The 2,453-nt window shown below is 56.7% G+C and carries 4 protein-coding genes; 2 read left to right on the top strand and 2 right to left on the bottom strand.

What is annotated here, in order from left to right:
* Nucleotides 1-874: site-specific integrase (locus tag G3N58_RS33685; protein ID WP_206001349.1), on the bottom strand; the 874-nt coding region annotated here is incomplete at its 3' end.
* Between the two features lie 503 nt (nucleotides 875-1,377).
* Here G3N58_RS33685 and G3N58_RS33680 point away from each other — a divergent pair.
* Together G3N58_RS33680 and G3N58_RS33675 are read left to right on the top strand one after the other, a co-directional pair.
* Nucleotides 1,378-1,680 (top strand): type II toxin-antitoxin system prevent-host-death family antitoxin, encoded by a 303-nt coding sequence (locus G3N58_RS33680; protein WP_240158695.1) that lies wholly within the window; start codon nucleotides 1,378-1,380, stop codon nucleotides 1,678-1,680.
* Nucleotides 1,677-2,048 (top strand): hypothetical protein, encoded by a 372-nt coding sequence (locus tag G3N58_RS33675; protein WP_167283387.1) that lies wholly within the window; start codon nucleotides 1,677-1,679, stop codon nucleotides 2,046-2,048. Before G3N58_RS33680 ends, G3N58_RS33675 begins: the two co-directional genes overlap by 4 nt.
* Nucleotides 2,049-2,324: 276 nt before the next feature.
* Here G3N58_RS33675 and G3N58_RS33670 read toward each other — a convergent pair whose 3' ends face one another.
* The gene (locus G3N58_RS33670) at nucleotides 2,325-2,450 is read right to left on the bottom strand and encodes an AraC family transcriptional regulator (protein WP_241017170.1); all 126 of its coding nucleotides are present in this window, start codon (nucleotides 2,448-2,450) and stop codon (nucleotides 2,325-2,327) included.
* Nucleotides 2,451-2,453: the final 3 nt, after the last annotated feature.

Below are 2,453 nucleotides of genomic sequence, written 5' to 3'. Positions count from 1 at the left end.
TGCTCAACGTATGCGCCAGCGCTGCTTCAGCGAGCTCGCGAGGGTAGGTGGTCATTTCGGCGCACCAGTCACGGAACGTCGACCGGAATCCGTGAACCGTCAGGTCTGAATAGCCGACCTTGCGCAGAAACTGAAGCATGGCCATGTTCGAAAGACCCGTTTCCGCTTTCCATCCTGGGAAGACAAAGTCGCTCTTGCGTGTTTTCTTCATCTGCCTCAGAAGTTCGACCGCGCGATTGGACAGGGGAACCCGGTGTTCGCGCTTTGCCTTCATCCGCGTTTTGGGAATGATCCATACTGCCTCGCGCAGATTGATCTCCTCCCAGGTGGCAGCGATGACTTCACCTGTGCGTGTCGCAGTCAGGATGGTGAACTCGAGTGCTTGCGCGGTCACGCCAGGCTGTGCCCGCAGCTCAATGACAAACGAGTGGATATCTTTGTACGGCAGGGCCGCGTGGTGTTGCTGCCGTTGTACCGATGTGGGTCGGGGCAAGAGGGTATCAAGATGATTGCGCCAGGTCGCTGGATTGTCGCCCGTACGCAGGCCGCGGGTTTTGGCCCATGCGAGCACCCGTTCCACGCGACCACGGATCCGGGATGCCGTCTCGTTTTTGCTGAGCCAGATCGGTTCAAGGATCTGGACGATATGCCGGGTATCAACGAGGGCGACATCAAGCGTGCCGATGATAGGCATCGCGTAGGTTTCGAGGGTATTTGTCCACTGGTCAACATGCTTTGGGTTTTTCCACCCAGGACTATGCATGGCGATGTACTGTTCCGCGCACTGCGCGAACGTAAGCTTGGCTGCGACAGCTGCCTGTGCCGCGATGCGGAGGGAGAAAGGATCCTCGCCGCGTCCGAGCACATGGCGCATCCCCTCGGCCTTTTGTCGGGCGGTGGCGAGAGGGACGTTCAGATAGGAACCTACAGCCGTTGCGACTCGTGGAGGTCGTGACAGGACTGGCGCTCTACCAGCCTGTCCCGACCATCGCGGCAGAGCCCGGTTACCAGAGTTCGAACGCATTCATTGCGATGTTCAGGAAAACGTCTGGAGACACGCCACAGCGCTATCTGAAACGGGGAACAGGAGAGGACGCGCACTTTACATTCATATAATTGATTATAAAGGGAGTTTTTGGTTGGCTTGAAGTGGGGTGTACTCATTGATGTACTTAATGGACGTTGGCTCATAACGGACTTAGCGAACGGTTGTGGACATGCAACGCAACGGGCGCTGACGTTTGACCGGCAGGTGGGCGAAAATCGGACGCTAGGTGAGCGTACGGCAGCACTTATCTGTCGAATGGCCGGCGTCATTGCCCCGAGAGCAAGTTCGACTTACACTGTCTATTAATGGATGTTGTACGAAAAACGTTAATGGAGGTGGCGATGAGCTTGCGAGCGTGTGATGTGGTGCCGATTAGTGAAGCGCGGGCGCGGCTGACCGAATTGGCCGACGAAGTCGTAGGCGGTGCGGAGAAGGTCCTCACCAAAAACGGCACGTCCTTTGTTGCGCTCGTCGATGCCAAGAAGCTTGACTACTACCATGCGCTGGAGGTTGAGCACGCGAACTTCGTGCTGCTCGATGAGGCGGAAGCAGGTTTGCACGAGTTGCTGGGTGGCCAAGTGGTCGGTACCGATGACTTGATGCGCGCGTTGACGACGCCGACGAAGCTGTGACGGTCCGGGCAGTTGTCGAGGCGGCGCCCAACTTCCTTGTTACGCTTGATGAAGCGCGACGTTTCCTTGTCGAGCAGGATGTGGACACGGCATCGAGACGTTTTGCGCGGCTCCAGGCGGAGCTTGTTGAGATGGTTCAGATGCTCGGTTGGTCGCCGGGATGTGGTCGTCATGTGCGGTTCCTGGCTGCGCGCTCGGCCCAGGCGAGGTTGCGCCTAGCACGCGTGCAACGCCTTGCGGCCGAGGCCGCGTTGCCGGATCTGCGTGAATTTGTCCTGGAGCAGTACGTGGTGCTCTATGCGCACTCATCGGAGCGCGTCGCGCTGTTGGCCATCAAGCATCAGCGTCAGCTTACCTATTTCGCGTGAGACGTCAGGAACGCGAGGACGTTTCAGGTGCCCCGAAAAGCAAGAAGCCCGCAAGAGCGGGCTTCTTCGCCAACATTATTCAGAAAAATGATCTGGATCTGGCCATGACACAGAATATACGTATTTGTATACGCAAAAACAGTAGATTTCTCAGGACGATGTCAGTACTGAATCGTCGCCTAAGGCAAGTCCGATCTGCTCGATGAATTAATCGGTGGCAAGGTCACGGGAAATTTAGAGGACGCATGGGGCAGGCGGCATCATTCGCGTGGCACCTTAAGGTTTAAGTCGACTGCTGAATACTTTTCGATACCTCACGGGCGATAGCGAATATTGCTTCTGGAACTGATGCCGCATGGCGGAGGTAGATGCATACCCAGCAATGCGCGCAATTTCTTCCATAGA

Source organism: Paraburkholderia sp. Ac-20342, from assembly GCF_017104985.1.
Classification (GTDB): Bacteria; Pseudomonadota; Gammaproteobacteria; order Burkholderiales; family Burkholderiaceae; genus Paraburkholderia.
This window is presented reverse-complemented; position numbering and strand designations above follow the sequence as displayed.

Bases quoted from the DNA above. Each gene is read 5' to 3' on its own strand.
- G3N58_RS33680 (WP_240158695.1), top strand. From the start codon at position 1,378: ATGGAGGTGGCGATGAGCTTGCGAGCGTGTGATGTGGTGCCGATTAGT.
- G3N58_RS33670 (WP_241017170.1), bottom strand. From the start codon at position 2,450: ATGGAAGAAATTGCGCGCATTGCTGGGTATGCATCTACCTCCGCCATG.